Below are 26322 nucleotides of genomic sequence, written 5' to 3'. Positions count from 1 at the left end.
CTTTCCCAAACAACGCGACAGGTCACATTTTTCACACGCTCCGGTCGCTTGCTGTCCTTACGCGGCGGCCGGTAAAAGCATCGGCGCGTATTCTACCGAACTAATTAAGGATGGAAACATGATCGTTAAGGGAAGAGCCGTGGCTGACACGCTTTACGGAACGAGCGCAGCGGATACCATTTACGGTTACGGCGGCGACGATAGCCTTTGGGGTTATGCTGGCAACGACTATCTCGAAGGTGGAGATGGAAACGACCGGATGTACGGTGGCGACGGCGACGACTTCTTCAAGGCCGGACCAGGTGACGACTACGCCGAGGGCGGGATCGGCAACGATTCCTTCGACGGTGGAATCGGCAACGATCGCTTCCTAGGCGGAGCCGGCAACGATATTTTCGACGGGGAGGATGGTAACGACATCCTCGACGGCGGCGACGGCCATGACCACATGATCGGCGGTGGCGGCAACGACACTTTCTATGGCGGCGCCGGTGAGGAATACATCGACGGCGGATATGGAAACGACATCATCTATGCCGGCGACGGCAACGATGGTTTCGTCAATCGCGTCGACCCTGCAACCGGCAAGGTGACAACACAAGCAGTCAGCGGTGGCGCCGGCGACGACTACGTCTACGGTGAAGGCGGCAACGATGCACTGAAGGGCCAGTCCGGCAACGACCACGTCTATGGCGGTATCGGCGATGACCGGGTCGACGGCGGCGATGGCGATAACTACCTCGACGGCGGCGACGGCAACGACATTCTCGATTCCGAGAACGGCCGAGACGAGGCGCATGGCGGGAGCGGCGCTGACAGAATCGCTGTCGGCGCGGGCGATGACCTCGTCTACGGCGACGGTGGCAACGACAGCATCAGCGGCGAGGACGGCTCCGACGTTCTCAACGGCGGTGACGGCGACGACTTCTTCTATGCCGGCTCCGGCAACGATACGGTCCGCGGCGACGCCGGCAAGGACACGCTTATCGGAGAATCCGGCTCTGACAAGCTTTGGGGCGGTGCTGATGCCGACCGGTTCGTCTTCAAAGGCGCAGGCGCGATCGACGGCGGTCGTGACACCATAATGGACTACCAGGATGGCCTCGATCGCATCGTTCTGGAGAAGCTCGGTATCACCCGTTACGCCAACACGGGTGGCCCCGGCACGGTGTTTGCCTACGACGACGCGAGCGGCGACGTGATCCTGAAGGCACAGGATTCGGCCGGCCATGCCTTCTCGATCGTCGTCGACGATCCGAACGGAACGTTGTCGGCCGCCAACTTCAGTTCAGCAGACTTTCACTTCGCATAAAGACAGTGGCCGCGGACGTGTCAGGCGTCCGCGGCCACTGCGCCATTCGGTTTTGCTGCCATATGCAGGCAATGCTGGAGCCTATCCGGAAAGCGCCTTACCGGCATTGAGCGATCGCAGCGCATCATCCAACTCTGCGAATTCGGTGATCCGCGCAGCGGCTTGGTGTGCCACATCCGGCGCCGGCATGTCGTGGACCCGCCCCTCGCGCGCCACCATCACTGTGTGCCACCCGCGCTGGCGTGGCGTCACGAAGTCCTTCACCGGATTGTCGGCGATATAGACCAGGTTTGCCGGACCAACCTCAGCCCAGGTTTCGATCGTTTCGAAGGCCCTGGCATGCGGCTTCCAGAATTCCCGTCCCCAGCTATCGGTAAAGATCACGAAATCGACCAGGGTTTCGAGCCCGAGCGCTTGAACCTTGGCCCGTTGCGTTGCCGCCGGTCCGTCGGTGATAATCGCTCGTCGACTGGTCCGAGGCCGCTCCAGGTAAACCCGGGCATCGGCCGCAAGCGCGATTGTCGGCGCGTGGCCGCGATAGACGGCGACCAGCTTGGCGACCAGCGCCGGATCGAACGCGACGCCCATTGCCGCCAGTGCCTCGTCGAAGACCCGCCCGCGGTGTCCGGCAGAAAAGGCCGCTTCGCACTGCGCGGCGAAACCGTCGACGCCAGCATGCGCGGAAAGCCAGGCACCGACGGCCTTGAAGCCGCTCGCAGCAAAATCCCGCTCCAGATAGAGCGTGTCGTCGAGATCGAAGACAAGCACCTGCTCGTCCATCCGTCTATCCTCTGAAGATCGCCGCATCGTATCGCAGCATCAAAACACCTTCGCGCCAATCGTCGTGGACCGTTCTCGGCAACTCCGCCACTTCCTCCAGGAGCCATTGGGCAAAAGTCGCGCCGGCATGGTCCACGAGCGGATAGCCTCCGCCGAAGCGGGCGTTGATTTCAATCACCCGCGGACCGGTCAGCCGATCGTCCATGACCTGGAAGCAGAACGCACCGCGCAGGGCCGGCAAGGCCCGCACGATGCCCTCGGCCATGGCACGATGGCCCGGATGGCGCTCAGTGATGCCTTTTTCGACCTCGCCTGCCCGGATGCGCAAACGCCGATGCGAAATGACCGACAGCAGTTCGCCGCGATCATCGACGAAAGCGTTGACCGTATGTTCCGGGCCATCGAGATATTGCTGCAGGATCATCGGCTCCGATGTCGTCTCGGGCAGATCGGCCGTTGAGCGGACCATGCTGATTGAGCGGCTCGCGCTTCCGGCGTTGGGCTTGAGGAACAGCGGCCAATCCCAATGGGAAAGCTCGCCGCGAACCTCCTCCAGCCGTCCCGTGCGCGGGACCGGGACCCCCGCCGCATCGAGCACGCGCATGGTTTCGAGCTTGTCGCGCACGACATCGATGACAGGCGGCGGGCTGACATGCACGCGGCAATCAAAGCGCGCGAAATCGCCCGCTGCTGCTGCCAGCGGCACCAGTTCCGGATCGATCGTTGGCACGAGCAGGCGCACATCATATGCGCGCGCGATCTCGGTCAGGTTGGCCGTGAACTCCGGGTGATCGTAAGCCGGCACCGCGAAGGCCCGGTCGGCCACCGCGCAGCCCGCGCTCAAGTCCGGATCAAGGTCGCAGGCCAGGATCTGGACGTCGAGGTCCAGCGCCCGAGCGGCGCGACGGAAGCACTCGATCAGGCCGACGCGTCTTCCCGCCGAAGAGACGAGGATCTTGAACGACCGATACGCCATACACGCCTTCTCCTTGATGTGACGAGGGAACCGGCCTGTCCCTGATCTCGTCTGACCGAACCCGGCAAATATCGACCTGCCCCGTCTTTATGCCCCCAACCGGCTGTGGATGGAGGGGCGCCGCTCAACCGCCGTGCGCCAGGCGATCACTTCAATGCACTGCCCGTCGCCGCACATGACGGTAAAACCGTCAGGCGTATGTGTCTGGATCTGTGCCGGCAGACCAATGTAGCGAGAAGATTCGGCGAAGCTCCGCGCCTGATCGATATGCACGACGTTTCCGTTCTGCCGCGAGAAGGCGCCCGGATAGGGCTCACCGACCGCCCTGATCAGTCGCAGGACCTCTGCCGCCGGGCGCTGCCAATCGATCAGGCCATCCTCGGCGATGCGTTTTGCGCAATAGCTGGCCAGGCTGTGATCCTGCTCGATCCTCGGCGCCTTCCCCGCAGCCGCCAGTTCGACAGCCTCGGGCACCATTTCCGCAAGATTGCGCACATGTTTGCCGTAGAGGCTGCGTGCCGTTTCGTCCGGGGCGACGGGGAACAGACGCTGCAGGATGATGGGGCCGGAATCCGTTCCCTCGTCGATCCAGAACAGCGACGAGCCGGTTGTCTTTTCGTCGAGCAGAATGGTCCAGGGGATGACCCCTCTGCCCCGCAGGCGCGGCAGTGCCGACGGGTGAAAGCCGATCACGCCCAGCCGCGGGATGGCCCGAAACGACTGGCGGCAGATCTGCGACCAGCCGAGGACCAGAATGAGATCCGGCGCGCTGGCGCGAACGGCTGCAAGCGTATCTTCAGCGTTCACGTTGGTCGTATGGCAGACCGTGATGCCCACCGCACGCGCCGGCGTCGTCAAGTCCGCGAAGTCCGAATGACGATCCGCGGCATCAGGCGGCAGCGTGACGACCAGCGACGGCAGCATCCCCTTCGACAAAAGGGCATCGAGCGCTATTCGGGATCCTTCGACGGCACCAACCAGAGCAAAACGCATTTTGGTTCTCAAATGCACAATGTGTCAGAGCGCAATATACAACTCGACCACAACCAAGGGAAGAAATAACCCATCCGGGCGATATTAATGTATTTCAAGTATGATATGACAGGATGCTATTTCAGAGACGGACTATACTGCAAGAGAATAATTGCATGACAGTGTCTGCCGTTGTATCTTGAAACCACTGCCTTTCTAGGGTTCGCCCTGGACGACCAATTTAGAGTACGAAACTATTTCAGAAATCATCGCGTCCGATGTGTCCTCCAAAATCGGGGCAATAGGAAGTTGATGTCCTGGCGCGCAATGCACGCCCAGGAATTTAATGCTTGTGACAGGCGCAGGGATACACACGCGTGTGACCTGTCGCCGTGATCAGGGAATGCGGAGGAATGCCCAAACCGCGGCGCAACTTCGGATCCACGGTATGATATTGCATTTGATCACCAATTTCAGCGCAAGCGCCGGAGCTGAGACGATGCTCGCGCGCCTGCTCAAGGCTTCATCTGACGAACGCGTCATGGTCGTCTCGCTGCGCGATGTCTCGGCGCGAAATCGTGACCTCGCGGACAATCCGCGTGTCGAGTATGTGGCGCTTGGCGCGCACTCGCTCCCGGCCATTCTCCAGGGCACGATGCGCCTTGCCAGTATCATTCGCCGGGAAAAGCCGAGCGTCATGTTATGCTGGATGTACCATGCGATGGTCGTCGGAACGGTCGCAGCAAAGCTCGCGCGCCGCGCGACGCCGGTCATCTGGAATGTTCGACAGTCGCTGGACGATGTTGCCTCGCTGTCGCGAAGCTCGCATCTGGCGATCGCCGCTGCCCGGGTGCTCTCCGGTTCCGCCTCTGGCATCATCTACAACTCGTCGCGCGCCCGGGAGATGCACCGCGCCTATGGCTACCGCAACCTGAATTCGGTCGTCATCCCGAACGGCTTCGAAATTCCGACGGTTGCCGCCGGCCACGAGGCTCCACCCCGACGGATCGGCATCGTCGCGCGCTTCCATCCGCAGAAGGATCACGCCACTTTCTTTCGCGCTGCCGCCTCGGTGCTGCGCACGCATCCCGAAACCCGCTTTTTGGCCGCTGGCCGAGGCTTGGCCTGGGACAATCCGGAGGTCGTCCGGCTGATCGCCGATGCCGGATTGCCGAGCGAGGCCATCGACCTCAGGGGCGAGGTCGCGGACATGGAGGAGTTCTACCGCAACATCGACATTCTCGCCCTGTCCTCCAGGACCGAGGGGTTTCCGAACGTCCTTGCCGAGGCGATGAGCTATGCAAAGATGGTGGTGGCAACCGATGTGGGCGACGCGGCAGAGGTCGCCGGCAAGGCCGGCATCGTCGTGCCGGCCCGCAATCCCGAGGCCTTTGCCGACGCCATGCGCAAGGCGCTCGACCTTTCGCCGGAGGAGTATGCCCGCTACGCGCACCTCGCCCGCGATCGTATCGAAAACGAGTACACGCTGCACAAGATCGAGAGGCGATATTCCAGCTACTTGAGGAATTTCTAGGGGGCCGTCGCACGCCTCGAGCTGCAAAAGAAAATTCGGAGGGGGACCGATACATGAACGACGATCAGGGGGCACTATCTACTCGAACGCCGGCGGGCTTGGCGCCGGCAGACAGGCGGGCATCATGACGGCGCCAATACGCACGGTCATCATCGACGATCATCCGCTCGTCATCGTCGGTGCTCGCTCGACGATCGAGACGACCAACGATATCGTCTGCGTCGGCTCCGCCGGAACTGGCGCGGACGCGCTGGCGCTGATCAAGGAAACCGGGCCGGACGTCTCGGTCGTCGATATCGCCCTTCCCGATATGAGCGGCCTTTCGCTCGCCCAGCAAATCCTTGAGCAGCAGCTTTCGGCCTATGTGGTTGTGATGACGGTTTATCCTGAAAGAACCTATGCACAGCAGGCGTTGCAGATCGGCGTCAAAGGGTTCATCCAGAAAAGCTCCGCGCCCGAGCACCTGCTGCTCGCGGTTCGCTCCGTCACGCTCGGAGGGCTGTATCTCGATCCGCCGACGGCGCAGGAACTGACGCGCGCGGCGCCAAGTACCGGTTCACGAGCGATGAAGATAGCCGGCGCTCCGGGACTGACGCGTCGCGAGCAGGACGTCCTGCGCCTCGTCGCGCTTGGATACTCCAACAAGGAAATCGGCGCGCGCGCAAATGTCAGCGTCAAATCGATCGAAACCTACAAGGCCCGCGCGACGGAGAAGCTGCAACTCCACACGCGAGCGCAGATTGTCCATTTTGCCTTGACCCACGGCTGGATGAGCGCCGTCTAGACGAGGGTCGGACCGTCGAGCGCAGGCGAGATTTTGCACCTGCCCCTTCAAGAGGAGCCGCCATTGCGAATTGTGTTTGTGCTTTCGGGGCTTGGTGCCGGCGGCGCGGAAAAGATCGTCAACATCCTCGCGCGCCATCGCTCGACCTGCGGCGACGACGTTCACGTGCTTGCGCTCAGTGCAGAAACCCCGGAAAGCTACTTTGCCTACGACAGGTCCGTCGGCGTGGAAGCGCTCGGCGGTGGCCCGTCGGCCCCTGTTTTCCGGACGGCCGCACGTATCGCCCGGCTGCGTGGACGGCTGCGTGCCCTGTCGCCGGACCTCGTCATTTCCTTTCTGACGAAGGTCAACATCATGGTCGTCCTTGCCAGCCGGGGTCTCGGCATGCGGCTCGTGCTTTCCGAGCGAAACAACTTCAACACGCAAGACATGAGCCCGATTTGGCGGCTGGCCCGGCCGCTGGCGGCGCGCCTGGCAGAGCGGCTGGTGATGCAGACGACGGAGGCCGCCAATTCGTTGCCGCCAGCCCTGCAGGCCAGAGCCGTGATCATTCCCAATCCGATCACCCTTCAGCATGTGCGCGATCGGGCGACCGGCGCGGGCAGCCGAGTGGTTGCCGTGGGTCGCCTCGACAGGCAGAAAGGCTTCGATCTGCTGATCAACGCCTTTGCCGATATTGCCAGGCACACTCCTAGCATGACGCTGACCATCTTCGGCGAAGGTCCCGAGCGCCGTGCCCTGGAGGAACAGGTCCGGCATCTCGGCCTCTCAGACCGCGTCCGCCTTCCCGGCACGACGAAATCACCCGTCGAATGGGTCGATGCCGGCGATATCTTCGTCCTCAGCTCCCGCTTCGAAGGTTTTCCGAACGTGCTGCTGGAGGCGATGTCTGCGGGCCTGGCCAGTATCGCATTCGATTGTCCCTGGGGTCCCTCGGAAATCATCGATACGCCCGCGGTCGGCGTGCTCATACCGAGGGAGAACGTCCGCCAGCTCGCAGATGCCATCGGGCGCCTGGCCGGCGATACAGTGCTCCAGCAGCAGATCGGCGCCGCGGGTGCGCGCGCGGTTGCCGCGCGCTACGCGATCCAGTCCGTGCTCCAGCAATGGGACGACGTCATCGCGACGCCTGAGGATTCGGGGGTCCTTTACCCGGCGGCACGCCTATCGACCTGATGCGGCACGGCCGCCAAGTGGCGAGGCGGCCGCATCGACCGACCTTTGCGCGTCCTGTCAGACGCGCAAAGGTCGCTGCAGAGTTCTGAATTTCTGCATGTTTTTGTCCTTTAATCGGCCAAAGAAAACAGCAGCCGTCAGGATCCAGAAGGTGTTGCGGATTTCAGGTAGAGGATGGGGACCCCGTATCTGTCCCTGAAGCCGAGAGACGCGGACTGCACGTAACCGTGGCTCTCCGCATAAGCGCGCATCGGCTTTTCCAGCTCCTCTTCGAAGCCAAGCAGGAATGCCGCCGGCGGGTCTTTCTCAAACAGCGCCTCGATCGTCGATGGCGATGTCATCTTGTAGTATTTCGCCAATTCAGGGCTGGTCATGTCGGCGGTGCGGTAGACAAATGGCCCCGTCGCCAGCTCGGCGTAGACATCGAGACCGCCTTCCAGCGGATAGATGGGCGCAAGCGTCGCCACCTTGCCGCTGACGCCAGCAGCCCGCATTCTCTCCGCGATCGCCACCCCCTCCGCATGCACGCGCATCGCCGTCCATTGTTGCGGGTGGGTCGCTTTGCCGAGGTATTGACCAAGACGCGGCGCGTTGATCGCGAGCACCACAAGCGTTGCCGACAGAAGGATCGGCCGCATCATCGGAAGCGCGCGCGGTCCTAGCGCCTCAAGCAACAGGCCGAAAGCCAGCGGAAGGCAGACGAGCGGCGGCGCAAAATATTGCGGGAACCCAGGCGTCGGCACGAAGCTCAAGGCGAAGCTGCAGAGCAACACGCCTGCAAGAACCAGGAGCTCTTCCATTCGCATCCGGGGCGCGGCTTCCGTATTGTCGGCGCGCCGGGTTAGCAGGGTGAGCGCGGTCGCAAGCAGGGCCGCGAGCGCCACGGCAACGGCCGGCGCGAGCCATATTTCCTGCGCAAGCACCACTTTCTGGGCGAGCGACATCGCGCCACCCTCCCCGTCGCCACTCATCAGCCGCCAAAATTGCGGGTGCGGACCGGTATGGTAGCGCACCACGTGGGCAAGGAAGAGCTGCGGATCCCTGAAGAGGTAGAAGAGGATCGGCGCGCCACCGACAAGGCCACCGACCAGGAGCGGCCCCGCGACCTGAACGATGCGATCCTTCAGCGCCAGCGATCGCGGCAAGAGGAATGCGGCAACGGCCACGGCCGGGATGAAGGCGACCGCGCTCAACTTGAAGCACACGGCAAGCGCCAGCAGGAACCCGGCCAGCGCCACCTGCAACGAACGCTGCTGCTCGCTGCGCAAGGAGAAAAGGAAAAGACTGAGGCCGAGAAAGGCGAACGGCCATGGCAGGAAATTGTTGGTGGCGCTGACACCAGTCTGGGTCAGGAACAACTCGTTTACCAGCGACAGGATGGCGACGCAGAGGGTTGCCCAACCCGAACGCGTCAACGCGTAAACCACGCCGCCAACCGCGACCGCGAAAAGGATCCAGGCCAGGAAAATGCCGAGGCGGCCGCTCAAAAGCAGGTCGCTCGATCCTGTCAGCTTGCCGATGCCGTAGAAGTACCAGGCGGAGGCCGGCGGATGATTGTAGAAGAAGTCGCCATAGAGCGCCTGATCGTTCAGCAACCTGATCGGCGGGACATACAGCTGCTCGTCTCGCCGCATATCAAAATTCATAATTCTCAGAAACAGGAAATAAAAAAAGAACAGGGAGAACAGGGCAGCTGCAATCTGATAGAAAATTCCCGATGATTTTCCTTGGACGGATTCATGTCTCTCCGACGAAACACTTTCTGGATAGGCCATACGAAAACTCCGAACAAAAATAGACGAAGTAAAAACACGCTCGGGCAACGGGAAACGATGCGGTCGCACACGGCTTCAAATGGATCGCAAAGGGATTGTAATGCGCCCCGGCGCATGGCGTAACGGGATAATCCCGACAAGCGCGCGGGGATAAACCTGACATGTAAAAAGGCTTGCGGCCAAGCAGAATATAAGGTATTCCTTGTATATTAGTTAATTAACATAACGGAAACCCTGGGACTTATCCAGACATATTCCGTTGCGCGCAGGTAATCACCTGCATTTATTGACGTGCATTTTAATCAGTTATTGAAAACGCCCAAATCGCGCATTGGATCGCGATTGCTCATGAATAAAACCTGAGACGTCAACAGTATCCCAAACATATCTTCTTGGAGACCGCTATGAAAGTCGTTCTCTTTGCGGGAGGGCTTGGCTCGCGCCTTGCCGAGGAAACCACGCGTATACCCAAGCCGATGGTCGAGGTTGGTGGCAAGCCCATCATTCTTCACGTCATGGACATCTACAGCCACTGGGGCCACCGCGACTTCGTGGTCGCCGGCGGTTACAAATGCATGTCGATCAAGAGCTTCTTCCATAATTTCCACCTCTCGACCGCAGACTTTACCGTGGCACTTGGAAGCGGCTCGATGGTGCTGCATCCCAACCATCCGCTCGATTGGAATGTCTCGGTGGTCGACACCGGCCTCTCGACGATGACCGGCGGGCGGCTTCTGCGCCTGCGCGAATGGCTCGACAACGAGACCTTCATGGTCACCTATTCGGACGGCGTCGGAAACATCGACATCGCGGCGTTGCTCGCCTTCCACCGCTCGCACGGCCGCCTTGCGACGGTGACCGCGGTGCAGCCGCCGGCCCGCTTCGGTAACCTTGAAATTGAAGGTGACCAGGTCGTCGAGTTCACCGAGAAGGTGCAGAAGAAGGAAACCTGGATCAACGGCGGTTTCTTCGTCTTTGAACCCGGCGTCCTCGATTACATCCCGAGCCTTTCCGAGCCTCTCGAGATGTCGCCGCTGACCAACCTCGCGAGAGACGGTCAGCTGTTTGCCTACAAGCATCACGGCTTCTGGCATCCGATGGATACGATCCGCGATCGGGATTACCTGAACGGCCTGTGCGAAAGCGACGATCCGCCGTGGCTGCATTTTGACCGCGATCACCTCTCCGCCGCGACAGCAGCACCTTCCACCCATCACGTACGGATGTAGGACATGGCTGTGATCACCAGCGAGGCGGACCTTTCCGATGCGTTCCGTGGCCGCAAGATACTGGTCACGGGACACACCGGCTTCAAGGGAGGCTGGCTCTCGCTATGGCTGAGGCGGCTGGGTGCGTCGGTGATCGGCCTTTCGCTGCCACCGTCCAAGCCGTCCTTCTTCACGGCGACCGGCCTCGGCGAGGTCGTCAACGGCCATGAAGGCGACATTCGGTCCGCCGCCGACGTGGCGCGGGTGACCGACGGCCAGGATTTCGATCTCGTCATCCACATGGCAGCCCAAGCGGTGGTGCGCGCTTCGTTCGAGAGCCCTGTCGACACCTATGCGACCAATGTCGTCGGCACCGCCATCGTACTCGACGCGGCGAGGCGCATGAAGTCCTTGAAGGGCGTCATCGTCGTCACGAGCGACAAGTGCTACGAGAACCGCGAATGGGTCTGGGGCTATCGGGAAAACGACCCGATGGGCGGACGCGACCCCTACAGCTCGTCGAAAGGCTGTGCCGAACTGGTCGCCGCGGCCTATCGATCCTCGTTCTTCAATGACCCGAATGGGCCACAGCTCGTCAGCGTGCGCGCCGGCAACGTCATCGGCGGCGGCGACTGGGGTGCCGACAGGCTCGTGCCCGATCTGGTCCGGTCGGTGGAAGGCGGCAACCCCGCACGGCTGCGCAATCCGTCGAGCATCCGGCCGTGGCAGCACGTCTTCGAGCCGCTTCGCGGCTACATGATGCTGGCGGCGCACCTGCTTCACGGCAGAACGCGCTTTGCCGGCGGCTGGAACTTCGGTCCCGACCAGGAAGCGACCGTGAATGTCGGAACGCTTGCGGACATGGTCGTCGCCCAGTGGGGTGAAGCAGCGCCAAAATACATCGTCGAGCCGCAGGCGAATGCGCCGGTGGAGTCGACCATCCTGCGCCTCGACAGCACCAAGGCGCGCACGGAGCTCGGCTGGAAGCCGGTGCTGCGCCTGCGCGACACCGTGGCCATGACCGTCGCCTGGTACCGGAAGTACCGGGACGACCCTGGGAACATCCGCTCGTTCTCGGAGCATCAGATCGAGCAATACGCCGCCGCCTGGAAACAGGAAGTCGAACACGAAGCAAGACCATTGCCATTGCGCGACATCGGAGATTGGAAAGATGCGAGTTAATTACGGACAGTCCGTTTACGGTCAGGAAGAGATTGATGCCGTTGTGGCAGTCCTGCGCTCATCGACGCAGATGGGCAAGGCCGTCAGGACGATGCAGGAACGTGTCGCGACCCTCTTTGCGAAACGGCATGGCATCATGGTGAACTCCGGTTCGTCCGCGAACCATCTCGCCATCGAAATCGCCAACCTTGCGAAGGGATCCGAGGTCATCACGCCCGCATTGACCTTTGCAACGACCGTCGCCCCGATCGTGCGCGCCGGTCTTGTCCCGGCCTTCGTCGACGTCGTCGAGGGAACCTACAACATCGACGCCGACGCGATCGAGCGGATGATTACCAAGAAGACGAAGGCGGTGATGATCCCGTCGCTGATCGGCAACCTGCCCGATTGGGACCGCATCCGTGCCATCGCCGACGCCCACAAGCTGCTGGTGATCGAAGACAGCGCCGACACACTGGGCGCGACGATCAGGGACACCAGCACCGGCGCGCGGTCCGATATCAGCACGACCAGCTTCTACGGCTCGCATGTCATCACCGCGGCGGGCAATGGCGGCATGGTCTGCGTCAACGACGATGAACTCGCCCGCAAGGCGATACTCTATCGCTCCTGGGGCCGTACATCCTCGCTCTTTGTCGAGTCGGAGACCATCGAGAACCGTTTCAACATCGATCTCGACGGCTTCGATTACGACGCCAAGTTCGTGTTCGAAGTGCTGGGTTTCAACATCGAACCATCCGAAATGGGCGCAGCATTCGGGCTTGTCCAGCTCGATCGGCTGCAGCAGAACATCGACGCGCGCGAGCGCAACTTCGCCAAGCAGCGCGCCTTCTTCGAGACCTACGAGGACTGGTTCGTCTTGCCGGAGCAACTGCCGCTTTCGCGAACCGGGTGGCTGGCCTTCCCGATGACCGTGCGTGCCGATGCGCCGTTCACCCGGCGGGAGATGCAGATCTTCCTGGAACAGCGCGATATCCAGACCCGTCCGGTGTTTACCGGAAACATCCTGCGCCAGCCGGCGATGAGCGGCGTTCATAGCAAGGTCGAGCCACGCGGCTATCCGGTTGCGGACGACGTGATGCGTGGCGGTATCCTGCTCGCCTGCCACCACGGCCTGACACAGGCGCATCTCGACCATATCCATCAGTCGTTCCGCGATTTCGCCGCGCGGTTCACGAGCTCCGGCGCTAGCAAGCGCCGCCAGCCGAAAGCAGCTTCCTTCGAACAACCTGGAGCTTGAAGATGACACGCCTTACGAGATGCCGCGCTTGCCTTGCAGCCGACCCGCTGACGTTTCTATGCATGGGCGATCACCCGCCGGCAAACAGCTTCGTGCGTCCGGAAGATGTGCCCGAGGACCAGCCCATGTATCCGCTGGACTCGCAGGCCTGCCTGACCTGCGGATTGATCCAGGTTTCCGACCAGGTTCCCGACGGCTTCTTCGAGCACTATCTCTACGTCCCATCGAGCGCCACATCCATGCACGACCATTTTGCAGGGCTGGCCGGCGTCTTGAAGAAGGTCGCCGGCGGCGGACTGATCGTCGACATCGGCTGCAATGACGGCCTTCTGCTTTCGGCGTGCAACAAGGTCGGCGGCAAGACGCTCGGCGTCGATCCTGCGGCAAACCTGGCCGAGATCGCCCGCTCGCGCGGGGTGAACGTGGACGTCGGCTACTTCACCCACAGCGGCTCGGCTCGGCTGGTCAGCGAGTACGGTCCGGCAAAGGCGATCGTTACGACGAACACGTTCAACCACATCGGCGATCTTCATGACTTCATGGCCGGCATCAAGGACTGGTTGGCCGATGATGGCGTCTTCGTCATCGAAGTGCCCTGGGCGAAGAATCTTCTCGAAAACAACGAGTTCGACACGATCTATCACGAGCATGTATCCGAGTTCAGCCTGCTCTCGCTCGTCAAGCTCGGCGGATACTTCGACCTCGACGTCGTCGATGTTCATCGTCTCGGCGTGCATGGAGGTTCGATGCGAGTTTTCCTCAAGCACGCCGCAACGGCGACGCCCCCGACGGCGATCGTCAGCGAGATGCTTGCGGAGGAGCTGGATGCAGGGATGCTCGAGGCGGATACCTATCTTGCCTTTGCCGAGCGCATCCGGAAGATCGGCGTCGATCTGATCGCCATGCTGGACCAGCTCAAGAAAGACGGCGTCACCGTCGCGGGCTATGGGGCGCCGGCCAAGGGCAACACCCTCCTCAACTACTTTGGGATCGGCCCGGACAGGCTCGATTACCTGGTTGACCGGAACGCCCTGAAGCAGGGCCTGTATTCGCCGGGCATGAAGATACCGATCCGCTCCCCGGACGTGTTGAGGAAGGATGCGCCCGGCGTGCTCCTGGTGCTGGCGTGGAATTTCTTCGATGAGATCCGCGCGCAGCAGACGGACTTCGCCGCGCAAGGCGGCCGCTTCCTCGTACCGTTGCCCTACCCCACCATGGTCAACTGAACACGACGGGGGTGATGCGTTTCCACCCGTCGCGGTGGAAACGCACTTGGTTGGGGCTTCGGTCCGGCTGTCCGGCTCAAGTGGGAATAGGCAATGTCGAGGGTTCTGATTACCGGCGCGGCTGGCTTCATTGGTTCGCATGTGACGCGGGCCTGCCTTGATGTCGGCCACGAAATCCACGTCGTGGTTCGGCCCGGCTCCGACGACAGCCGGCTCGATGCGTTCGATCAGTCAATTAAACGGCACAACTTCGACCTCCAGTCGGAAGACGCCATGAAGCGTTGCCTGTCGGAGGTCTCACCGGAATTCGTCTTCCATCTCGCCGCGCGCCCGAGAAGACGCGAGGAAGCGGAGTTGGGCGACGCCAAGGCAGGCATCAAGGAACACCTCACCGCTTTGTTGAACCTTCTCGGCGCCGCGAGCAGCGTTCGCCATCCGCCCCTGAAAATCATCAGATCCGGATCGATTGCCGAATACGGCACCGCGCCTAGACCCTATGAGGAAGATAGCCGGGAAATGCCCGTCACCGCCTATGGTGCCGAACTCGCGGCTGCAACCCACCTCATCGGCGGATTGCAGAGGCGCTTGCCCTTCCCCGTGATCACCGCCCGACTGGCTCTGGTCTACGGTCCAACGCAGTCGACCGAATTCATGATCCCGCTGTTCATCGAACGTTGCCTTGCCGGTCAGCCCTGCATCGTCCACCATCCCGGTGATCGTCGCGACCTGCTTCATGTGAGCGACGTTGTCGACGCGCTGCTTCGCATCGCCGACGCCCCGGTCAGCACGCGGCTCGTCAATGTCGCAAGCGGCGTCGCACCAACTATGCGGGAGGTCGCCGAACTCATCGTCGAGCGGACGGGCGCCAACCCTGATCTCATCGAATATCGTCTGGGAGGAATGTCCGCGGGTGCGCGCGAGTTGCGCGCATCTACGGCGCGCGCCAAGGACCTCTTCGGTTGGAGTGCGCGCATCCCCTTGCGCGAAGGAATAACCCGTACGGTCGAGTGGCACCGGCAGGCGCCCGCGCTGCCCGGTTCGAACGACGGCCGTTTGTCGCGAGAAACGGCGTGAAGATGGTGGTGACGACGAGATGAAAAAGAGGCAGAAAATCTCGATCCTGGTTCCGGCCTACAACGAAGAGGCCAATGTCCGGCGCGCCCACGAGGCGATCGTCGACATGTTCGGCAGCTTGCCCGAATACGACCGCGAAATCATCTTCACGGACAACCACTCCACCGACAGAACCTTCGAGATCCTGACGGAGATCGCGAGCGAGGATCCGAGCGTTCGGGTGATCCGCTTCAGCCGCAACATCGGCTATCAGCGCTCGCTGCTCGTGGCCTACAAGGCGGCGACCGGAGATTGCTCGGTGCAGATCGACTGCGACCTGCAGGATCCGCCGCACCTCATACCCGGCATGATCGATCTCTGGCTGAAGGGGCACCAGGTGGTCTACGGCATTCGCCGGACGCTCACCGACGGATGGCTGACGACGCACATCCGTCGCGCCTTCTACTGGTGCATCAACGCGCTCAGCGAGGACGATCTGCCGCTCAACGCCGGCGAATTCAGGCTCGTCGACAGGTGCATCCTCGACGAACTGCGCAAGGTCGACGACACGTCTCCCTATCTGCGTGGCCTCATCAGCGCCATGGGGTTTTCCCAGGTCGGCTTCGAATATGACCGTCAGGCCCGTGTCGCCGGCGAAAGCAAGTTCCCGTTCAAAGCGATGCTCTCGCTTGCCGTCGACGGCATTCTCAACCATTCGCTGACACCCCTCAGGCTCGCCTCGATGGCGAGCCTCGTCATGGGCACCGCCACGCTCCTGCTTCTGTTCGCCTACCTCGTCGGCAAGCTTCTGTTCGGGCAGGACTGGCCCGCCGGCTTTGCCACGACCACGATGCTGCTGTTGCTCTCCATCACCCTGAACGCGATCTTTCTCGGGATCATGGGCGAATATGTCGGCCGCATCTTCATGCAGTCGAAGCACAGGCCGGCCCCGATCATCGAAGCTTCAATCAACAATGACGAACACCGGCGCCCGACGCCGGCGATGCCGGATTGGAGGCGCGGCGATGTCGCTGCCGACAACAAAAGACGCTAGCCCCCGGCAACGCGCCGGCGAAACGCTTGCCCGGTTTGCGGCCGTTGGCGCCGTGACGACCTTGCTCGACATGGCGTTGTTCAACACGTTCTATCTTGCAGGGGCGCCGCCAACGCCGTCCAACCTCGTTTCCTATTCCTGCGGCATCGCGGTCAGCTACATGCTCAATCGCGCCTGGACCTTCCGTGCCGCCCGCAGCCATGTGCAGGCCGTGAAGTTCGTTGCCGCCACCCTGACGGGCCTCTTCATATCGACGGCGATCGTCGCGGGCCTTGCCCTCCTGATCCCGGCACCGGTCGCCAAGGTGATCAGCGTTCCGATCGTCTTTGTCTGGAATTATCTGGCGTCGCGACTTTGGGTCTTTCGCGGCTCAGGCGCGACAAGTACGCCCACAAGAAATAACGCCTAAAACAATAAATATAGTTACGTTGTCAAACTACACCAGCTGAAACAAATATATAGTTGAAGTTTTTATAATTTTATATTTTGCAGTTTTGGAGTATTCGCACCGATGCCCTTAACTCATTTACAGCGCCTCGAAGCCGAGGCGATCCACATATTCAGAGAGGTCGCCGCAACCTTTGCGAAGCCGGTCATGCTCTATTCGGTGGGCAAGGATTCCTCCGTCATGCTGCATCTGGCGATGAAGGCGTTTTATCCCGGCAAGCCGCCTTTCCCGTTCCTCCATGTCGACACCACTTGGAAGTTCCGCGAGATGATTGAGTTTCGCGACCGCACGGCCGCCGAACTCGGCATCGACCTGCTCGTCCATATCAACCGCGACGGCGTCGAGCAGAAAATCAACCCCTTCACCCATGGCTCCAACGTCCACACGCATGTGATGAAGACCATCGCCCTGCGCCAGGCGCTCGACAAATACGGCTTCGATGCCGCGTTCGGAGGCGCGCGGCGGGACGAGGAAAAGAGCAGGGCAAAGGAGCGCATCTTCTCCTTCCGCAACGTCCAGCACGCCTGGGATCCGAAGAACCAGCGGCCGGAAATGTGGAAGAGCTACAACACCCGTGTCGGTCCATCCGAGTCCATTCGCGTCTTTCCCCTGTCCAACTGGACGGAACTCGACATCTGGCAATACATCCTCAAGGAAAACATCCCGATCGTGCCGCTCTACTTCGCCGCACGCCGCCCGGTCGTCGAACGGAACGGCATGCTGATCATGGTGGATGACGAGCGAATGCCGCTCCACGAAGACGAGAAGGTCGAACAGCGGCTGGTGCGGTTTCGCACCCTTGGCTGCTACCCGCTCACCGCTGCGATCGAATCCAAAGCCACGACGCTCCAGGACATCGTCCGAGAAATGCTGACCGCCCGCACGTCTGAAAGGCACGGCCGCCTGATCGATGCGGACGAGGCCGCATCGATGGAGAAGAAAAAGCGGGAGGGGTACTTTTGATGACTGCCAGCATCCCCGCAACACCGGGCAGCGTGCTCGAGTATCTCGCCAAGCAGGAGAAGAAGTCGCTTCTGCGGTTCATGACCTGTGGTTCGGTCGACGACGGCAAGTCGACACTGATCGGCCGGCTGCTCTATGACAGCAAGCTGTTGTTCGACGACCAGCTCGCAGCGCTCAAGCGCGAGACCAAACGAAACAGCGCCAACCACGGCGACATTGATTTTGCGCTTCTGATCGACGGCCTGGAGGCCGAGAGGGAGCAGGGCATCACCATCGACGTTGCCTATCGCTTCTTCGCCACGTCGCGCCGCAAGTTCATCGTGGCCGATGCGCCGGGGCACGAGGAATACACCCGCAACATGGTCACCGCGGCGTCGACGGCCGCTCTCGCGGTCGTGCTTGTCGACAGCCGCAAAGGCATTCTTCGTCAGACGCGGCGGCATTCCTTCATCGCGTCTCTGCTTGGGGTGCGCCATGTCGTTCTTGCCGTCAACAAGATCGATCTCGTTGGTTTTGACCGCCGGGTCTTCGACACGATCGTGGCCGACTACAGAGAGTTCGCCGAGAATCTCGGCTTCACGACGATCACGCCGATACCGATCTCGGCGCGCTTCGGCGACAACATGACGAGCCGCTCGCCGAACATGCCCTGGTACGGCGGACCGACGCTATTGGAGCATCTCGAGACGGTTCCGATCGAGGAAGAGGCTGCCGAAGCGGCCTTCCGCTTCCCGGTCCAGCTTGTCCTTCGCCCAAATCTCGACTTCCGCGGCTTTGCCGGCCAGGTGGCGTCGGGCAGCGTCGCTGTCGGCGATCCGATCGCGGTGGCGAAATCCGGCCAGCTTTCCAGGATCAAGGAAATCGTCACCTACGACGGCAATATTTCGCGCGCGGTCGAGGGCCAGTCGGTCACGCTGGTGCTTGAGGACGAACTCGACATCTCGCGCGGCAACATGCTCGTACCGCCAGAGGACCGGCCGCATGTCGCCGATCAGTTCATGGCGCACGTGATCTGGCTTCACCCGGATCCGATGCTTCCAGGGCGTAGCTACATCCTGCGCACGGAAGTCGACAGCGTCAGCGCGACGATCACCAGCCTCAAACACCAGATCGACGTCAACAGCTTTGCCGAGGAAGCGGCAAAGTCACTGCGCATGAACGAGATCGGCGTCTGCAATCTTTCCACCCAGGCGCCCATCGTCTTCGACAGCTACAAGGACAATCGTATCACCGGCAACTTTGTGCTGATCGATCGGTTCAGCAACGCGACAGTCGGCGCCGGCATGATCGACTTTCCGCTGCGTCGCGCGCTCAACGTTCATTGGCAGGCACTCGACATCAACAAGAAGGCGCGAGCCGCGCTCAATCATCAGACACCACGCGTGCTGTGGTTCACCGGTTTCTCGGGCTCCGGGAAATCGACGATTGCCAATACCGTGGAGAAAATGCTGCACGCCCGGGGCAAACACACGTTCCTGCTCGATGGCGACAACGTCCGGCATGGCCTCAACCGGGATCTCGGCTTTACCGAAGAAGACCGGGTCGAAAACATCAGGCGCGTGGCCGAGGTCGCGAAGCTCATGACCGAGGCGGGCCTGATCGTGCTCGTGTCGTTCATCTCGCCCTTCCGCTCGGAGCGCCGCATGGCCCGCGAGCTGTTCGGTCCCGGCGAATTCATCGAGATCTTCGTCGACACACCGATCGAGGAATGCGCACGTCGCGATCCCAAGGGTCTCTACAAGAAGGCGCTTGCCGGCGAGATCCGCAATTTCACCGGCATCAGTTCGCCTTACGAGCGCCCCGAGACGCCCGAAATCCACCTCCATACCGTCGGCCGTGAGGTCACGACGCTTGCGGGCGAGATCGAGGCCTACCTGGACAATCAATGACGCCAAGTTCGGCGAGCAAGGACGACGACGCCAGCGGCACTACGGAGAGAGACGATGATCGATACGCTCACGGCCGCAGCGATAGAGGCCGGCAAGGCTATTCTCGACGTCTACGCGCGTGACATCGCGGTCGATGAAAAGGCCGATTGTTCGCCAGTCACCGAAGCCGATCGCTGTGCTGAAGAGATCATCCTTGCCATTCTGGCGCGAAGCTTCCCCGATATTCCGGTGGTGGCCGAGGAGTCCGTCGCGGCCGGCGCCGTGCCCGAAATCGAAGGTCAACGCTTCTTTCTCGTCGATCCGCTCGACGGTACCAAGGAATTCATCAACCGGCGCAGCGATTTCACCGTCAACATCGCGCTGATCAGCGATGGCGAGCCGGTGGCCGGCGTCGTCTTCGCACCTGCCCGGCAAGTGGGCTATGTTGCCGAAGGGGGGCGGGCCGCGAAGTTTCAGGTGGCCGCCGACTTTGCCGTCATCGAAACGACGGAAATACGCTGCCGGACGCGACCTGCGAGCCTGACGGCGGTCGCCAGCCGTTCGCACAGCGATGCGGAAACGGCGGACTTTCTTGCGAGGAACGCGATCCGCGACTGCACGTCGATTGGCTCCTCGCTGAAGTTCTGCCTGCTCGCCGAAGGCCTTGCCGATGTCTATCCGCGTTTCGGGCGCACGATGGAATGGGATACGGCCGCCGGCGATGCGGTATTGCGTGCGGCCGGTGGCCGCGTCACGACGCTCGACGGGCAGCCTTTTCGCTACGGAAAGCGACGCCAGGCAAACGACTGCGATTTCGCCAATCCCGGCTTCATCGGCTGGGGGCGCGATTGCGGCCCGGAGGGGCGCGAAAAGGAAGCGGATGGAAGGGAAAGCGGGTAGAGTGCCCGAAGGCGAGGAATAAGCGCAAAGGCTGGTTGGGTTCGGTGTGCCGAAAGGATGCGCGGCCTGCAGGATATCTCCTCTAATCGTAGCCGATTAAAAGACAAAAACATGCAGGAATTCAAAGTTCTACAGCAATCTTTGCGCGTCTGATAAGACGCGCGGTGCTGTAATGTAGGGTGAAGGTGACCGCATGCCATGAACATGTTCAACCATACCCTTTCGGCCGGGCTGGGTCCCAGCCGGAAAGCCACGCACCGCGATACGCGGGGCACCGTGCTCACCAGGAGGATCGAATTCCTGCTGCTGATTGGCGCCGTCTTCTTCTGCACCATGAACTATTTTCGCTATGGCGACACGAATTACACAGTGGCCGACATCCTTGCCTTGTTCTGCTTCTGCTTTGCGTTATTCAACGGAAACCTCGATTTTCAGCTATTCGGGCGACTGAGCAGCGGACTATGGTGGCTGGGGCTGACAATGCTGGCCTCTGGTCTGCTCGTGAGCAGCATCGCGGCCCCGGATCCCATGCGCGGCGTCGTCGTAGTCGCGCAGTATCTCTACGCCTATCTCTTCGTAGCGTTGTTATACGGCGGTCGTACGCTGGACCAACTCTTCCTGCTCGCGAAGACCTATGTGTTCTCAATACTCGTGCTATGCATCCAGGGCATCTACCTCATCCATATAGACGGCCGCAAGAACACGAACTTTGTCAGCGGCAGCGGGCGCTTCAGCGGCTTGATGGAGCGCGAAAACGAGTGCGCGGCGGTGATCGCGCTCGCTGTCCCTATCCTGCTTCTGCTGATCACGACGAAGCGCATCAACCGCGTCTTCGCCATTTTCGCCTTGCTGATCCTGATCTACGGGATCCTGCTGACCGGTTCCAATACCGGCCTCATTGCGCTCGCCTTGGGAATGACCGTGTTCACCGTTCTCGGTGTCAATTGGAAGCGACTGGTTGTCTACGCCGCCGTGATTGCCGGCCTGATCCTCGCCGTCGGCACATCGGCGCGGGACTATCTGCCAGACACATTCCAGAAACGGGTGCTGGGGGCACTCGAAACCGGTGACATCGGCCAGGCCGGCACATTCGAATTTCGTGTGGAACTCATCCATGAAGCGATCAGCAAGGTCGACAGCACCTTGCTGATCGGCGTTGGGGCGGACCAATACCGGATATTAAGCGCGTTCAAGAAACCGGTGCACAACCTCTATCTGCTTCTATGGATGGAGGGCGGCCTGATCTCGGCGGTCGGCCTTCTGGTAATGCTGCTCTCCGCCCTCGGCCCGGCACTTGTGGTCGCGCGAGTTCCGGGTGGCCGGCCATTTGCCGGCTGCGTCGCAGCAAATATCTCCATTCTGCTCCTGGTCACCAATGCAGTCCCGCACGCCTATAGCCGGTTCTGGCCGTTTCCGCTTCTGTTGCCCGTGGCGCTTGCCTGCGCCCACATTGCCCTCGCGCGTTCAGCCAGACCGGAACCGGATGTCATTGCCCAGGTCGAACCGGTGCTGCGAACCGATCCGCGGCCATAGCGCCTATGGCTCAGGCATGCTCTGACGTGCGGCGCTCAGCCGCCGCTCGTTGATGCGGTCGCCGAGAACCATCACCAGAACGGTTTCGGCAACGATTTTGAGGTCTACCCAGGCCGACCGGTTGGCAATGTACCAGAGATCGAGGTCTAGCTTGTCGTCGTTCGACAGAATGGCGTTGCCGCTGATCTGGGCCCAGCCGGTAAGACCGGGCCGCACGCTGCATCGCCAAATACCGCGCTCGCCGAGCGCGTCGATCGTTTCCGGAAGGATCGGTCGGGGGCCGATCAGGCTCATGTCGCCGATCAGGATGTTCCAGAGCTCGGGCAATTCGTCCAGGCGCGTCCGCCGGAGCAGAAGCCCGAACCGGCCTGTGCGCTCGGCATCGCCGAGGAGACGCCCTTCGGCGTCCCGCGCATCCGACATCGATCGAAATTTCATCATGCGGAATGGGCGCCGGTCGAGCCCCGCCCGGGACTGGTGAAACAGCACCGGCCGCCCGAGCCAGATGGCCACGGCGATCCCGACCACCAGCATGATCGGCAGGCTCACGATGCCTGCAAGCAACGCAAAGACGATGTCAAAGCACCGCTTCATATTCAACTCCCATGCATCGGTCGCCGCGCGGTCGGGCAACCCCGTCACGGCTGCATAATCACCTCCGAAAAAGCCGCCCTATGCTCGCGCTTCCATTTCAGGCACGGGCGCGCGCTGGCCGAGACCGGGAAGAGACGCCCCGGTGACGACCGCATGCAGACGGCGGGCAACCCTGGTCATCGCCTCTTCACTCTGCGCCGGATCGACGAGAAGCGCGATGCTGGTTTCACCCAGCCGGCGCGCGACGGGAAGTCGCTCGGAAGGCGAGAGACCAAGGTCGGCAAAGCACTTTTCGAGATAGACCTCAGAGCAGCTCCCGGTAAAGCACGGCACGCCTGCCGCATTCATGGCGGCAACGATCGAGTCCCGGTCGTGTCCGGGCTTCAATGCTTCCGGCCGAACGAAAACATAATAGCGGTAATAGGCGTGACGAAAGCCCTTCGGCAGCGTCGGCACCCGCAGCGCGGCAAGGTCGCCAACTGCCTGATCTAGGATCGCGGCATTGCGGGTCCTCGTCGCATGCCACGCCGTCAAGCGCTCCAGTTGCCGCAATCCCAGGACGGCCGCGAGCGATGTCATCCGCCAGTTCGTGCCGATCGTTTCATGCAGCCAGCGAAAACCCGGCGGATGCTCTCTCAGGAACGCCGCGTCATAGGATTTGCCGTGGTCCTTTCGGCCCCATGCCTTTTTCCACAGCGCTTCGTCGTCAAGAGCAATCAGGCCGCCTTCGCCGCCGGTCGTGATGATCTTGTCCTGGCAGAAGGAGAATGCGGCAATATCGCCGAAGCTTCCAACCGGCCTGCCGTTGATCTCCGCGCCGTGAGCCTGTGCGCAATCCTCGATCACCCACAACCCCGCCTTTCGGGCAAGGGCCATGATTTCAGGCATGTCGCAGGGAAAGCCGGCAAGGTGGACGGCGATGATGCCTTTTGTCCGGCTGGTGATCTTCGGTGCGATCGTTGCGGCGCTGATGTTCTGGCTGTTCTCGTCGACATCGGCGAAGACGGGGATGCCGCCGCAGAAGGAAACGCAGGACGCCGAGGCGACGAAACTGCGCGGCGTGACGATCACCTCGTCGCCGGCTTCAAGACCGAGCGCGAAAAGCGCCAGCTCCAGCGCCAGCGTCCCGTTGGCAAGCGCGATGGCGTGCGTGCGCCCGAGCGCACGGGCATAGGCTTCCTCGAAGGACGCGACGTGCGGTCCTGTCCAGGCATTCACCTTGCCCGACCTCAAGACCGCCGCGACATCCGCAATCTGCTCCTCGTCATATACCGGCCACGTCGCCACAGCTTGCTCCCTCGCTCGACTGAAAACTCCGGAAATATCAGATGACCTGCCGCACCATCACGAAGGCTTCGGCGGCCGATTTGAGTACGGTTGCGCCGCGCAACGTGGCGAGCGCGCTCAAGGTCTCGAGGCTGCGCTCATGGGGTGCCGCCCGAACCTGGGATTTGAACGCCTTCATCGCCGCAAGCTTTCGATCGATATGATCGGTGATGTCGACAAACACATTCGGCGCGAAGCCGGGCGTCACATAAGGAGCGTTCCAGTTTGTCTCCGAAAGCGTCTCGTAGGCCAGGATCACCTTGGGATAACCGGGCTGGTGCGGCCTTGCGGCGACCAGTGACGACAGGAAGATCAATTGATGGTCGACATGCATGTCGCCGATGAAGGGGATGAGCAGCGTTTGCGGCGCGACGGAACGCACCAGTTCGAACAGGGCGGCGTTGAGCGCCGAATGGGAGGTTTCGGAAAGCGCCGCAGCGGGAAAGCCAAGCCAACGCGTTTCCTTGACACCGAGTATTCGATGCGCCTCGTGCGCTTCGGCCTGAACGGCCGTCACCGTCGCGCGATCATAGGCCGGCGGTTTTCCTTCCGTGACCACCGCCACGAAGACGTCGCTTCCTTGCGCCGCCAGCCGTGCCATCGTGCCGCCGGCGCCCAAAACCTCATCGTCGGGATGTGGCGCGATAACAAGCGTTCGCCCGAGCGTTTCCATCAGGCTCATCTTGCCGCCCCCACCAACATGCCGCTCGCCGACGGGACCTTCGCCCGGCAGAGACGATTATGTTTGCCGTCCAACGCCGGCATCGGCCCCCACGCCAACTCGCCTCTCACGCAACGCTCCCTTTATCCACGGCCGAAGCTCCCAATGTTCCGGCGCTAGAGGCCGGCGATCGATACGAAGATGACATCACCAGGCAGAACCGCTGTCAGTTTCGTGGCCTCAATGCTCTGCCTGGTCCTGGCCCCGCCGCGACCGGTCTCGCGGTCGATCTTGTAGAGAAACGAGACCTGCTCGTGCTTGCTCGCATCGTTATCGGCCGCAGCCATCAGGAGCATCTGCTGCTCGGTCGTTCGGCGCTGCGTTTCGAGCTTCTTGAGCGTGGCCTCCCGCTCCTGGAGCAAGGTCAGGATCTCCTTCTCGCGGTTTGCCTGCAAGGTTTCGAGCTGCAGCTGGAGGCTGGCGAACTCGCGGTTGGAGCGCCCGATCTCGGAAACGAGCTGCCACAAGCGCGCTTTTTCGCCCGATGTCGCCATCTTCACCCGTGAAAGCTCGGATTCCGTATTCAGCTCCCTTTTTCTGAGCGCGAGCGTTCTCTCCTCAATCTGTTCGTTGAGCGCGACCACTTCTTCCTGCTGCACCCTGAGTTTTTCGAGGATGACCAGGCTCGCCTGCGTCTGCATGATGCTCTGCTGGAGGATCTCCTTCTGGTTCTTTGTGGACAGCAGGTCCGACTTCAGGATTTTTTCCTCGATGGCAATGACGGGACCGACGGCTGCTTCATCGACATACTTCTTGGCGCTTTGTGGAACATCCTTGAGGTCGACCTTGTCGGAACCGCGATATTGCGCATAAAGGCGGGCGGTGTAGATCGCCTCCCGCACAATCTCGACATCCGTCTCCTCGATCGTTCCGCGCAGCTTCGCCCGGGCAATGATGCGGTCGGCCGGATTGCTCATCGCCGACTGCGGTCCACCCGCCAGACCAACGGCCTGCTCGACCGTCAGTCCCGGATAGTACGCGAAGGAACCGGGCGTCCTGACCTCGCCAAGGATCAGCACGGGGCGAACCGTTACAATCGACAGCGACAGCTTCGGGTCTGTCAGCAACTGGCGGGACAGGTATTCGCCACGCAGGGCGTCGATCGCTTCGGGAATGGTTAGCCCTTCGATCTTGAACCCGCCGAACAGGGGAAAGGATGCCGTTCCATCGGTGCCAATTGTCAGGGAGACCGGCAGGTCGGCATCATCCAGAATGTCGAAGGACAGAATGTCTCCGACCGAAACCCGATAGGCAGCCGGCGCCACCTGTGTCGGTGTCGGCATGCTCGCTGTTGCAGCGCCCGTTGTGGCGGCGCCGGGCGTGCCGGCATTCGGCGCGCCGGCGGCATGGACGGGAACCGTCAGTGCCAACGTCGCCGTCGCGACAAAAGCGATTTGGCCGAGGAAACGATAGATTGTCTGAGCCGGAAACTTCATGCTTCCCTCTAACGAATAAAGTCCGATCTTCACGATGGTCCAACCGCACCAAAAGAAGCGGAATTTAAACTCCACCAATGAATGAATTTATTTTGCGAGACCTCTGTAAATTCTTTCAGTCACTATGATATGCTTCAAAAATAGGTTCCAACGCGCAATTCTTAATTGCATTTGGATTAGTAATTAAATTTCCCCAGATAAGGGGAAACAAACAATCCTCGCAGAGCGAGAACACTAAAAACATATTAGCATTCTTCCATG

The 26322-nt window shown here is 61.3% G+C and carries 23 protein-coding genes; 15 read left to right on the top strand and 8 right to left on the bottom strand.

From position 1 onward, the window contains the following. Positions 1-118 precede the first annotated feature (118 nt). The gene (locus C1A35_RS21140; protein WP_104666229.1) at positions 119-1312 is read left to right on the top strand and encodes a calcium-binding protein; all 1194 of its coding nucleotides are present in this window, start codon (positions 119-121) and stop codon (positions 1310-1312) included. Positions 1313-1393: 81 nt separating this feature from the next. Here C1A35_RS21140 and C1A35_RS21135 read toward each other — a convergent pair whose 3' ends face one another. From C1A35_RS21135 to C1A35_RS21125, 3 genes are all read right to left on the bottom strand, one after another. Further along, entirely contained in the window at positions 1394-2092 is a 699-nt protein-coding gene (locus C1A35_RS21135) for an HAD family hydrolase (RefSeq protein WP_158665118.1), read from the bottom strand. A 4-nt stretch (positions 2093-2096) separates the two neighbouring features. Further along, positions 2097-3068, bottom strand: a complete 972-nt coding sequence (locus C1A35_RS21130) for an ATP-grasp domain-containing protein (protein ID WP_104666227.1) — start codon at positions 3066-3068, stop codon at positions 2097-2099. Positions 3069-3155: 87 nt separating this feature from the next. After that, positions 3156-4061: a methionyl-tRNA formyltransferase gene (locus C1A35_RS21125; RefSeq protein ID WP_104666226.1), complete on the bottom strand. Its 906-nt coding sequence runs from the start codon at positions 4059-4061 to the stop codon at positions 3156-3158. 427 nt (positions 4062-4488) lie between these two features. On the opposite strand from C1A35_RS21125, the gene C1A35_RS21120 reads away from it, so the two are divergent. The 3 genes from C1A35_RS21120 (at position 4489) to C1A35_RS21110 (ending at position 7534) form a co-directional block, all read left to right on the top strand. Then, complete coding sequence (locus tag C1A35_RS21120) at positions 4489-5574, top strand: glycosyltransferase (RefSeq protein ID WP_104666225.1); 1086 nt, start codon at positions 4489-4491, stop codon at positions 5572-5574. A 124-nt stretch (positions 5575-5698) separates the two neighbouring features. After that, positions 5699-6358 carry a response regulator transcription factor gene (locus tag C1A35_RS21115; protein ID WP_104666224.1) on the top strand — a complete coding sequence of 220 codons (660 nt, stop codon included), beginning with the start codon at positions 5699-5701 and terminating at the stop codon, positions 6356-6358. 72 nt (positions 6359-6430) lie between these two features. Beyond that, entirely contained in the window at positions 6431-7534 is a 1104-nt protein-coding gene (locus C1A35_RS21110; RefSeq protein WP_234822946.1) for a glycosyltransferase family 4 protein, read from the top strand. Between the two features lie 137 nt (positions 7535-7671). Here the strand turns inward: C1A35_RS21110 and C1A35_RS21105 are convergent, their stop codons facing one another. Next, entirely contained in the window at positions 7672-9168 is a 1497-nt protein-coding gene (locus tag C1A35_RS21105; protein WP_158665116.1) for a glycosyltransferase family 39 protein, read from the bottom strand. A 545-nt stretch (positions 9169-9713) separates the two neighbouring features. Between C1A35_RS21105 and rfbF the strand changes: the two genes are divergently transcribed. The 11 genes from rfbF to C1A35_RS21050 all read left to right on the top strand — a co-directional run bounded on the left by rfbF (position 9714) and on the right by C1A35_RS21050 (position 21984). Then, entirely contained in the window at positions 9714-10538 is an 825-nt protein-coding gene (gene rfbF, locus C1A35_RS21100; protein WP_104666221.1) for a glucose-1-phosphate cytidylyltransferase, read from the top strand. A 3-nt stretch (positions 10539-10541) separates the two neighbouring features. Then, on the top strand, positions 10542-11699 hold the full coding sequence (rfbG, locus tag C1A35_RS21095; protein WP_104666220.1) for a CDP-glucose 4,6-dehydratase: 1158 nt from the start codon (positions 10542-10544) through the stop codon (positions 11697-11699). After that, on the top strand, positions 11689-12939 hold the full coding sequence (locus C1A35_RS21090; protein ID WP_104666219.1) for a DegT/DnrJ/EryC1/StrS family aminotransferase: 1251 nt from the start codon (positions 11689-11691) through the stop codon (positions 12937-12939). Before rfbG ends, C1A35_RS21090 begins: the two co-directional genes overlap by 11 nt. A gap of 2 nt (positions 12940-12941) precedes the next feature. Then, the gene (locus tag C1A35_RS21085) at positions 12942-14165 is read left to right on the top strand and encodes a class I SAM-dependent methyltransferase (RefSeq protein ID WP_104666218.1); all 1224 of its coding nucleotides are present in this window, start codon (positions 12942-12944) and stop codon (positions 14163-14165) included. Positions 14166-14258: 93 nt separating this feature from the next. Beyond that, positions 14259-15239, top strand: a complete 981-nt coding sequence (locus tag C1A35_RS21080; RefSeq protein WP_104666217.1) for an NAD-dependent epimerase/dehydratase family protein — start codon at positions 14259-14261, stop codon at positions 15237-15239. A gap of 19 nt (positions 15240-15258) precedes the next feature. After that, positions 15259-16272, top strand: a complete 1014-nt coding sequence (locus C1A35_RS21075; RefSeq protein WP_104666216.1) for a glycosyltransferase family 2 protein — start codon at positions 15259-15261, stop codon at positions 16270-16272. Then, complete coding sequence (locus tag C1A35_RS21070) at positions 16244-16681, top strand: GtrA family protein (protein WP_158665115.1); 438 nt, start codon at positions 16244-16246, stop codon at positions 16679-16681. Before C1A35_RS21075 ends, C1A35_RS21070 begins: the two co-directional genes overlap by 29 nt. 102 nt (positions 16682-16783) lie before the next feature. Then, positions 16784-17683 carry a sulfate adenylyltransferase subunit CysD gene (gene cysD, locus C1A35_RS21065; RefSeq protein WP_104666214.1) on the top strand — a complete coding sequence of 300 codons (900 nt, stop codon included), beginning with the start codon at positions 16784-16786 and terminating at the stop codon, positions 17681-17683. Continuing rightward, positions 17683-19572 carry a sulfate adenylyltransferase subunit CysN gene (gene cysN / locus C1A35_RS21060; RefSeq protein ID WP_104666213.1) on the top strand — a complete coding sequence of 630 codons (1890 nt, stop codon included), beginning with the start codon at positions 17683-17685 and terminating at the stop codon, positions 19570-19572. The genes cysD and cysN overlap by 1 nt, the downstream gene beginning before the upstream one ends. A 54-nt stretch (positions 19573-19626) precedes the next feature. Next, complete coding sequence (gene cysQ / locus C1A35_RS21055) at positions 19627-20451, top strand: 3'(2'),5'-bisphosphate nucleotidase CysQ (protein ID WP_104666212.1); 825 nt, start codon at positions 19627-19629, stop codon at positions 20449-20451. A 198-nt stretch (positions 20452-20649) separates the two neighbouring features. Beyond that, complete coding sequence (locus C1A35_RS21050; RefSeq protein ID WP_104666211.1) at positions 20650-21984, top strand: O-antigen ligase family protein; 1335 nt, start codon at positions 20650-20652, stop codon at positions 21982-21984. A 3-nt stretch (positions 21985-21987) separates the two neighbouring features. On the opposite strand, the gene C1A35_RS21045 is transcribed toward C1A35_RS21050, so the two are convergent. The 4 genes from C1A35_RS21045 to C1A35_RS21030 form a co-directional block, all read right to left on the bottom strand. Further along, a complete protein-coding gene (locus tag C1A35_RS21045) occupies positions 21988-22617 on the bottom strand; it encodes a sugar transferase (RefSeq protein ID WP_199772990.1) in 630 nt (209 codons plus the stop codon). Positions 22618-22656: 39 nt separating this feature from the next. Continuing rightward, positions 22657-23865 (bottom strand): DegT/DnrJ/EryC1/StrS family aminotransferase, encoded by a 1209-nt coding sequence (locus tag C1A35_RS21040; protein ID WP_104666210.1) that lies wholly within the window; start codon positions 23863-23865, stop codon positions 22657-22659. Between the two features lie 37 nt (positions 23866-23902). Beyond that, positions 23903-24586: a PIG-L deacetylase family protein gene (locus tag C1A35_RS21035; RefSeq protein ID WP_234822936.1), complete on the bottom strand. Its 684-nt coding sequence runs from the start codon at positions 24584-24586 to the stop codon at positions 23903-23905. Between the two features lie 155 nt (positions 24587-24741). Beyond that, positions 24742-26061: a polysaccharide biosynthesis/export family protein gene (locus C1A35_RS21030; RefSeq protein WP_104666208.1), complete on the bottom strand. Its 1320-nt coding sequence runs from the start codon at positions 26059-26061 to the stop codon at positions 24742-24744. Between the last annotated feature and the right edge of the window lie 261 nt (positions 26062-26322).

Origin of the sequence: Ensifer adhaerens (genome assembly GCF_002940685.1) — a bacterium.
Lineage (GTDB): Bacteria > Pseudomonadota > Alphaproteobacteria > Rhizobiales > Rhizobiaceae > Ensifer > Ensifer adhaerens_E.
Note: the sequence above shows the minus strand (reverse complement) of the source record. Positions and strands in the feature narration are given on the sequence as shown.

What these genes read in the sequence shown, in the direction of transcription:
- C1A35_RS21140 (WP_104666229.1), top strand. Translation starts at nt 119, where the DNA reads ATGATCGTTAAGGGAAGAGCCGTGGCTGACACGCTTTACGGAACGAGC.
- C1A35_RS21135 (WP_158665118.1), bottom strand. Translation starts at nt 2,092, where the DNA reads ATGGACGAGCAGGTGCTTGTCTTCGATCTCGACGACACGCTCTATCTG.
- C1A35_RS21130 (WP_104666227.1), bottom strand. Translation starts at nt 3,068, where the DNA reads ATGGCGTATCGGTCGTTCAAGATCCTCGTCTCTTCGGCGGGAAGACGC.
- C1A35_RS21125 (WP_104666226.1), bottom strand. Translation starts at nt 4,061, where the DNA reads ATGCGTTTTGCTCTGGTTGGTGCCGTCGAAGGATCCCGAATAGCGCTC.
- C1A35_RS21120 (WP_104666225.1), top strand. Translation starts at nt 4,489, where the DNA reads ATGATATTGCATTTGATCACCAATTTCAGCGCAAGCGCCGGAGCTGAG.
- C1A35_RS21115 (WP_104666224.1), top strand. Translation starts at nt 5,699, where the DNA reads ATGACGGCGCCAATACGCACGGTCATCATCGACGATCATCCGCTCGTC.
- C1A35_RS21105 (WP_158665116.1), bottom strand. Translation starts at nt 9,168, where the DNA reads ATGCGGCGAGACGAGCAGCTGTATGTCCCGCCGATCAGGTTGCTGAAC.
- rfbF (WP_104666221.1), top strand. Translation starts at nt 9,714, where the DNA reads ATGAAAGTCGTTCTCTTTGCGGGAGGGCTTGGCTCGCGCCTTGCCGAG.
- rfbG (WP_104666220.1), top strand. Translation starts at nt 10,542, where the DNA reads ATGGCTGTGATCACCAGCGAGGCGGACCTTTCCGATGCGTTCCGTGGC.
- C1A35_RS21090 (WP_104666219.1), top strand. Translation starts at nt 11,689, where the DNA reads ATGCGAGTTAATTACGGACAGTCCGTTTACGGTCAGGAAGAGATTGAT.
- C1A35_RS21085 (WP_104666218.1), top strand. Translation starts at nt 12,942, where the DNA reads ATGACACGCCTTACGAGATGCCGCGCTTGCCTTGCAGCCGACCCGCTG.
- C1A35_RS21080 (WP_104666217.1), top strand. Translation starts at nt 14,259, where the DNA reads ATGTCGAGGGTTCTGATTACCGGCGCGGCTGGCTTCATTGGTTCGCAT.
- C1A35_RS21075 (WP_104666216.1), top strand. Translation starts at nt 15,259, where the DNA reads ATGAAAAAGAGGCAGAAAATCTCGATCCTGGTTCCGGCCTACAACGAA.
- C1A35_RS21070 (WP_158665115.1), top strand. Translation starts at nt 16,244, where the DNA reads ATGTCGCTGCCGACAACAAAAGACGCTAGCCCCCGGCAACGCGCCGGC.
- cysD (WP_104666214.1), top strand. Translation starts at nt 16,784, where the DNA reads ATGCCCTTAACTCATTTACAGCGCCTCGAAGCCGAGGCGATCCACATA.
- cysN (WP_104666213.1), top strand. Translation starts at nt 17,683, where the DNA reads ATGACTGCCAGCATCCCCGCAACACCGGGCAGCGTGCTCGAGTATCTC.
- cysQ (WP_104666212.1), top strand. Translation starts at nt 19,627, where the DNA reads ATGATCGATACGCTCACGGCCGCAGCGATAGAGGCCGGCAAGGCTATT.
- C1A35_RS21050 (WP_104666211.1), top strand. Translation starts at nt 20,650, where the DNA reads ATGAACATGTTCAACCATACCCTTTCGGCCGGGCTGGGTCCCAGCCGG.
- C1A35_RS21035 (WP_234822936.1), bottom strand. Translation starts at nt 24,586, where the DNA reads ATGAGCCTGATGGAAACGCTCGGGCGAACGCTTGTTATCGCGCCACAT.
- C1A35_RS21030 (WP_104666208.1), bottom strand. Translation starts at nt 26,061, where the DNA reads ATGAAGTTTCCGGCTCAGACAATCTATCGTTTCCTCGGCCAAATCGCT.